The 7,496-nt window shown below is 42.8% G+C and carries 6 protein-coding genes; 5 read left to right on the top strand and 1 reads right to left on the bottom strand.

Annotation, left to right across the window (positions count from 1 at the left end):
* The first annotated feature begins 309 nt into the window (after positions 1-309).
* The 3 genes from ON072_RS20620 (at position 310) to ON072_RS20610 (ending at position 3,556) form a co-directional block, all read left to right on the top strand.
* The gene (locus tag ON072_RS20620) at positions 310-1,239 is read left to right on the top strand and encodes a hypothetical protein (protein ID WP_261753334.1); all 930 of its coding nucleotides are present in this window, start codon (positions 310-312) and stop codon (positions 1,237-1,239) included.
* A 35-nt stretch (positions 1,240-1,274) separates the two neighbouring features.
* On the top strand, positions 1,275-1,706 hold the full coding sequence (locus tag ON072_RS20615) for a protein phosphatase 1 regulatory subunit 42 (RefSeq protein WP_261753333.1): 432 nt from the start codon (positions 1,275-1,277) through the stop codon (positions 1,704-1,706).
* 452 nt (positions 1,707-2,158) lie between these two features.
* Entirely contained in the window at positions 2,159-3,556 is a 1,398-nt protein-coding gene (locus ON072_RS20610) for a leucine-rich repeat domain-containing protein (RefSeq protein ID WP_208186054.1), read from the top strand.
* A 424-nt stretch (positions 3,557-3,980) separates the two neighbouring features.
* On the opposite strand, the gene ON072_RS20605 is transcribed toward ON072_RS20610, so the two are convergent.
* On the bottom strand, positions 3,981-5,108 hold the full coding sequence (locus tag ON072_RS20605; RefSeq protein WP_274626167.1) for an IS110 family transposase: 1,128 nt from the start codon (positions 5,106-5,108) through the stop codon (positions 3,981-3,983).
* 714 nt (positions 5,109-5,822) lie between these two features.
* Here ON072_RS20605 and ON072_RS20600 point away from each other — a divergent pair.
* Both ON072_RS20600 and ON072_RS20595 read left to right on the top strand, forming a co-directional pair.
* Positions 5,823-6,458 (top strand): hypothetical protein, encoded by a 636-nt coding sequence (locus ON072_RS20600; RefSeq protein ID WP_261753335.1) that lies wholly within the window; start codon positions 5,823-5,825, stop codon positions 6,456-6,458.
* Between the two features lie 206 nt (positions 6,459-6,664).
* Positions 6,665-7,270, top strand: a complete 606-nt coding sequence (locus ON072_RS20595; protein ID WP_044734272.1) for a hypothetical protein — start codon at positions 6,665-6,667, stop codon at positions 7,268-7,270.
* Positions 7,271-7,496: the final 226 nt, after the last annotated feature.

Below are 7,496 nucleotides of genomic sequence, written 5' to 3'. Positions count from 1 at the left end.
ACAGCATGGCTCACTGAAGTCTTTGTGGGGAGGTGTCCATTTCATTAGTTCCAAACAGTAGAATACTGCACCGATATCGTCTCCAAATGGTAACTTGACGCAGTTAGAACACCAAGCCTGATGAGCTGGGCTTCAGGAGCGCATATCCGGAAACTCTTGCGCCACAAGGGTTCAGCAAGATGTAGCAAAAATAGGATCAGTTATTTAGACAAGGAGCCAATAATCTACCAAGAATTATGGGTATCTTCATTTTGCGTCCTTTTCATTTTACGCCCAAATTATACTCAGAATCGATTGATGGAGAAAATAGTGATAAAACAAAAACATGTGGGCTCGTTGACAGTCATACTTGGATTATGGTTACTGGTAGTAGGGCAAGTATTGGCGTTGTCTCCTGAAGAGAAAGCGACAGCAATTATCCAAGCTTCGCCTGCAGCACAAAATATTCAAAGAGGTTTTAAGTCTGAATATGGCTCGCTATATTTTTTTGTTGAAGGACTCACAGGGAAAATCGGCCCGCTACCTTCGGAGCAGCATGAAAGACGTAATGACGCCTTTATTCCTACAATAATAGGAAGTAATGAAATTTTTGGTGGAACTGGCTCGCTGTCCCGTATTGCTGTGCTTCTTGATCAACAAGGAAAAGCTATAAATGTTGTCGTTGAGGGTAACACCAAATTAACAACTGAATTTATAAAGGCTGTTGCCAACACTCGGTATATGCTTCTGTGGGGAGTGCAGTTTTTAGACAGTACGCTTGATTTAAGTCAGTTTGGTAATCTAGAGAGACTTGCAATTATAGCTGTAGACACGACAAAACATATAGTTCTACCAGAAGCTGGAAATTTAGCTAAGTTAAGGATTGATCAAGCTAATCTGGAGAGTGTTTTGAATGTTGAAAAGCAAACTCGTCTTAATGTGTTAATTAGCTCCGTAGTAAATTTTGATGGATTCGATATTGTTGACGGAAGTCAGTCTCTAAAGTACTTGTCAATAGATTTGTCAGGATCTGAACTTGATATCGGTTCCTTAATGAATTTGGAGAGCGCTAGGTTAACTATGCCAGAATACAAAAATATCTCCACTATTAATAAGTTGGAACATTTGCGTGAGCTAAGTATACGTAGAATGAATGATCCGAAAGTTAAAGACGTGATTCTGCCTAAGAACTTAGAAGAAATTTGGATGTTTAACATAAAAAAGGTAGTTTTCCTAAAATCAGTCACCTCCCTAAATTAAAAAGTGTTTCTTTTCGTTCTGTTGAAGATAATATATTGGAAAATATGGATAATCTACCAAACCTGAAAGAATTATTTGGCGCAGGTATTGAGCTACCTACATTAGATGGTATTGAAAAACTACCCAGCCTTGTCACTGTGAACTTAAATAATAATGAGACTATTGATATTTCGTCAGTAGCATCACTGTCTAAATTAGAAGGCTTATTTGTTAGTGAAAAAGTTCTGGATGATGTAAATGTGATTGCTGAGATGTCCTGGCTAAAAGACATCGATGTTTCATATAATCGCTTACGGGCTCTACCTAAATTGAAGTTAGAAAGCAAGCTTAAGAGCATCGATTTTTCTGACAATCCTATTGAAGCCATTTCTCCAGAGGTATTAGCGTCTTACTCTTCTGTGCGAAAAAGTGCTTACAATACTCCTTTTTATAAGAGCCTAACCCACGAGCAAAGACGAGCATTCTAAGTTTAGGAGTTAGTGATGAAACGCAATCATCCAATAATGAGGACGTGTGTGATTATATGTGTGGTATGTAATCTACCACCGTTGCTTTATCGGATGTATATCGAGTTATCGGATGGGGTCAATAGCTTGCTTGATTATGTATTTATTATTGGTTTGACCACAATGCTACACATTATTATCGTTGGCATTTTGAGGAAAGGTAATTAACAATAAAAAACTGCCTTCGGCGGTTTTTATTACTTGACTTGACATGGTAAGTGCTTTATCTCAGTTCATTTATTGGAGAATGAATGAGTAAACATTGAGGTCATGTCTGTTGCTCAATTGTTGAATACTGACTTATTTGCGCCAGCAGAACCGAGTGAGCGAGAATTTCACCTGTGTAGAATATGGAATCACCCGAGATTTCGTATCCTCAATTATACTCAGAATCGATTGATGGAGAACAAATTGTGATAAAACAAAAACATGTGGGCTCGTTGACAGCCATACTTGGATTATGGTTACTGGTGGTAGGGCAAGTATTGGCGTTGTCTCCTGAAGAGAAAGCGGCAGCGATTATCCAAGCTTCGCCCGTAGTGCAAAAGATAAAGCAAAATTTTAAACCTGAATATGGAAAACTAAGCTTCTTTGTCAATGGCCTAACAGGAGAGCTCGGGGATCTTCCATCAGAGCGCCGTGAAAGGCAAAATGATCATCTGGTTCCTTCAATCGAAGGAAGAAATGAACATTTTGGAGGCTCGGGCTCGCTATCTCGCATTGCCGTGCTTTTAGACCAACATGGCAAAGCAGTAAACGTTGTATCAGAGAAAAACACAACTATACCTCCAGAGTTTTTATCAGCTATTGTGGATGCTCGTTATGTTCATTTAAGGCGGTCAATGTTTATTAATGATAAAATGGATTTAAGCCAGTTTTATCAATTGGAACGACTCAGCATTTCAGCAGTAGATAATGTTAAACATATTATTCTACCTCAATCTGGGCGCCTTAATAAATTATTGATTAGTGGTGAGGAGATACGCCTTATTAGTAACTTAGAAAAACAAGTAAATCTCGATGTATTGATTAGTTATGTGATTAACTCGAGTAGTTTTAACGGTATCAATAAAATAAAGTCGCTAAAGTTCTTATCCATAGATTTGTCATCTTTAAACATTGATGTAGGTTCTTTGAAAAATTTGGAGAAGCTTAGATTAAAAAATCCAGGTTACAAGAATATTGCCACTGTACACAATTTAGATAAGTTGCGTGAATTGAATATTGATGGAATGAAGGACTCAAGATTTAATGGTTTAGCCCTTCCTAAAAGTTTAGAAAAGATTTCGATCTATGACGTAAAAAAAGGTAGCCTACCGAAAATTAGTAATCTACCTAAGTTAAAACGTATTGCTTTTCGTTCTATCGAAGATAATGTGCTGGAAAATGTGACTGATTTACCAAACTTAAAAGAGATATTTGGTGCAACTAGTAATCTACCTACATTAGATGGTATTGATAAATTACCCAGTCTTGTAAAAGTAGATTTTAGAAATAATGGGACTGTTGATATTTCGGCGGTGGCATCACTGTCTAATTTGGAAGGCTTATTTGTTAGTGAAAACGACTTGGATAATATCAGTGTGATTGCTGAGATGCCCTGGCTAAAAGCAGTCGATGTTTCATTCAATCGTTTAATGTCTTTGCCAAAATTGAAGCCTGGGAATAACCTTAGGAGAATTGATTTTTCTTATAACCCTATTGAAGCTATTTCTCCAGAAGTATTAGCGTCTTATTCTTCTGTGCGAAAAAGAGCTTACAATACTCCTTTTTATCAGAGCCTAACCCACGAGCAAAGACGAGCATTCTAAGTTTAGGAGTTAGTGATGAAACGCAATCACCCAGTGATGAGGATGTGCGTGATTATATGCGTGGTATGTAATCTACAGCCACTGCTTTAGTAGGGAACAGGAACAATATAGCCAGGAACAATGGAGACACCCGATATAAGCCGGGTAAAGGCGTTGATATGATTCCCATTGTCAAATAGATAAAAGTGTCCTTACCGGAGACCCAAAAATCTCCGGTAAGGACACTCTGACAGTCGGACTTTGGCGAGTAAGTGTCGGCGGTTGACCTTGCTGATATCCGCGAGTTTGGTTATTCGCATTACTTGTGTTCGCCGCAGGAGCCTTGCCTCAGTCTAGAAGCGCGGATGTGACCGCTTAACGCCCTCGAGGATTGCTCGCACCGCTGCCGCCGTCCGGCGCTGCCAGAGTGATTTTTAAATGTAATTCAGTACGCTTGTTGTGGCATATCGGCATCAAAACCTTGGGCTAAATCCCAAATGTAGCCTGTCAGTTCGCGAGCCACAGCGGTAACGACTTTATTGTATTCTTTGCCTCTTGCTTTTAAGGCATGAAAGCGTCGACATAGGCGCAGCTGGATTTCCCATGAGCGAGTTTGCAGTTTGATAGAGTGCTCTTGTTGGCGACTTTCCAATTCCCTCGAGACCCTAGCGGGGAAACGATAGGCCCAGGCCGATTCAATAAGGATGCGTCTGGCGTGGCTATTGCCGCACTTAGTGATGCCGCCACGCCGTTCCCGCTGACCACTGGAGTGTTCGCTGGGTGTCAAACCGACAAAGTTCATCAGTGAACGCGGAGAAGCAAAGCGTCTGAGGTCACCCAGTTCCGCCAATAGGGTCATAGCGGATAAGAAACGTACTCCACGCAGTACCGTCAGACGTTGCACCAGTGGGTACCAACGCCAGCTTTCGGCCAGGCTTTGCAGTTCCAATTCCAGCCGTTGCAAGCGCTCATAGCGCTCGGTAACGATATGAACGTAATGCTGAAAGGTGATTTTAGTAGCACTTTGAGGAAAGCTGATATCAGCCAGGTGGCGTCGATAGGCCTCGGTCCAGTTTTGCCGAACAGTGCAGGGATGACCATGACGCAGCAGAAAGGATTTCAGCCGTTGCCGTGCCTGGCGCAAATCGAGCATGGCATCTTCCCGGCAGCGGATAAGGTCGCGGATAGCTTCATCCCGCTCATCCGGAACATAAATAGAGTGCAAATCGCCGCTACGCGCTAACCTGGCCAATGTCATGGCATCGCGTTTATCGGTTTTGACCCGGTCGCCCGGGGCTTTGGGGATGAGTGCCGGTGCTACCACCCAGCATTCAATGCCACGGCGCAACAGATGGCGATAGAGCCAGAAGCCGCAGGGACCAGCCTCATAGATAACACAGAGCTTGCTGGTCTTGGCTGTTTGATTTTTAATGAGTTTATCGAATGAACGCAGGTTGGTTGGGATTGTGCCATGGTAATGCACAGTCTCAGCAGACTTATCAGAAACCCAGGCCACGTCAGTGGTCTCCTTGTGTACGTCCAACCCGATAAAAAGTGTGTTAGCTTTAGACATGTCGGCCTCCTGTGATTGTTTGCCTATTGGATCAACAAACAGTGTGGCTCTGGTTTAACTAATCCACGAGAAAACACGGAGGCCGACACCTGCACAGGGAATCATTATGTCTAGTTGTCAATGTTACAGAATGGCAGAGGTTTCCACTTGAGGAAGATCCTCTTTCAACTCCAGTGAAGGTTTCTCGGCTATTGAAGTGGGTACAAAGTCGAGTTCCCAAGCACAATGAAGATCGAATAGGGTTCGATGGGTGAGGGAGAGCATGGAGCCTTGGGAATTCAGCTAAATAGCTTCTGGCAATGGGTAGCCCCTTGCCTTCATCGATGTTGGAGGTGGTTGTAACTCTGGTTTTATAGAGCATTGTCATAGCTGCAAGGGGACCAAGAAGCCCTGATATAGGTGAAGTCGCAACCCATTGTCGGTGGGAATTAAATGGTTCAAAAGGACAGGTCGTCCTGCTGGCTGCCGTGTGGCCACCTTGTTATTGCGGATGATGCGCCCGCTATCATCAATCAGTTGCGAAGAGTCCTTGATACCTAAGAAACCATTGAAACATAGGCAAGGAGTCAACAATTTGTCGAAAACTATGGGTCTGGATTTTGTTTATTGTCTTGGTTTTGTTTTTGGGTTTTGTTACTGTCCCGGCTCATTGTTGAGCCACTAGAACCCGTGGACTACTGAAATTGCATTCGCCAGATATTTAAGGGAATAGAAATGAGCGTTTCGATGTATCGCAATATGATTTGGTTGGTCGTAGAAAGCCGCGACCTGGATGGAATAGTTGAACACCTGAAGGGGGAAGCGGATATCAAGTCCATCAGTGATTTGGGGTCTGCCGACGATCTGAAGTTTATCTGGAAAACTTCACACCTGGTTGTCGCGGATCTTGATGGGCTTATCTACGTTGGCGGTTGGGGCTTGCCGTTCCGGCAGTATGGCCGCAGGGACAGTATGGAGATGCTGGATGAATGCCTACGCAACCTTTCAGAATTCGCCGCTAGGTTAAGCCAGAAATTTGGGAAAACCTATGGCTTTGGCGACCATCAGGGCGGTATATACAATTTTTGGTTTATGGCAGAAGACGGTCAAGTAACAAGAAAATACGCCGTGTATCATGATGGGCTGCATGAATATGACCAAAGCCACATTTCGGCGGGTGAACCTACAGAGGCTGAGGTTCAAGCGGCCAAGCGTTGCCATATTAACGGTTTGTCTACAGGGGGAGGTTATCCGGATGAGGTGAGCGTTCGGGAAATCGCCATCAACTGGGTTCTTGATCCCCAGCAGTTTTCGCAACGCCTGATCAGAGCCAAGCTGATTGAGTGGAGCCTGAGAAAACCCGGGACATAAGAACGGGAAATACAGCTGAAAGGGGGCAGAGCGATTTACTTTTGCCGGTTAAGTGTCCAGAACTACTATAATTTGGTTGTCAACGCTATTGGAACATGAATGCCGGCAATGAGAGATGATTTTTTATTTCGTTCATAGTAATGATTTTAAAGAAAAACTGAAAAGATCACTTGTGTAAATTCGAAATAATTCCAAAGAGAAGGCAGATGAACCCATACAACGAGCAGTATTATATTCTTTCCCTGAACCACGATGAGGAAACCCTATACCTTAGCCCAGAAATGCGTTCTGCCATGAGACATTATGAGTTCACGAAACTAACGGCCGGTGATCCTATGTTTTTTAAAAATGGCTATCGGGATGAGGACCTTGCAAAAGGGGTTAAGCGACCAATTAAAAAAGCGCATATGGCAATTAACTACCCTATTATTGATGACGAGATCAAACGGGAGCTTGGTGAGGTAGACAATGAGTTTTTTCAGTTATACCCAGCTGTGATTGTCGACGACGAGCAAAATTATCATGAAGGCTTTTGGGTATTCAATATTTTTGAGTATATGGATGTTTTGAACCTTGAAGAGTGCTTGATTAACAACTACAAGCCAGGTGAAGACGAGTATGCAATAAAACGATACTCTCTCTGCAAGCAAAAGATGCAAACTATACCCGAAAATGAACGTTTGGTATTTATGCCTGAATACTCTGACTTTCCTCATGTCATGGTTCACGAGAAGATTGTTAAGGTTTTTAAAAAACTCAAGGTCGATACACTTAACTTTGTCAAAGTTTCCGACTGTGTAAACCTCCCCTAAAGTAATTTGTCTCCGTTATATGCACTACAACCTACACCGGCCCCAGCATCAGAAGAGTGAAAGTTGAAAGACTGACTGACTTCTTGATTTTGCCGGGGCTTGTTGTTTGCTGACTCGCGATGAGCGGCATCACTCCTGCTTTGACTGGGGCTGTTTTGCGGCTGCCTGGCACTGACCTTTCCCCCGAATTTAAGACCATAACATTGATGAGATTTCCAATACACTA

This window comes from Shewanella sp. K8 (assembly GCF_028823715.1).
Lineage (GTDB): Bacteria > Pseudomonadota > Gammaproteobacteria > Enterobacterales > Shewanellaceae > Shewanella > Shewanella algae.
The sequence above is the reverse complement of the archived record's forward strand: the minus strand, read 5'-3'. Positions and strand labels throughout refer to the sequence as shown.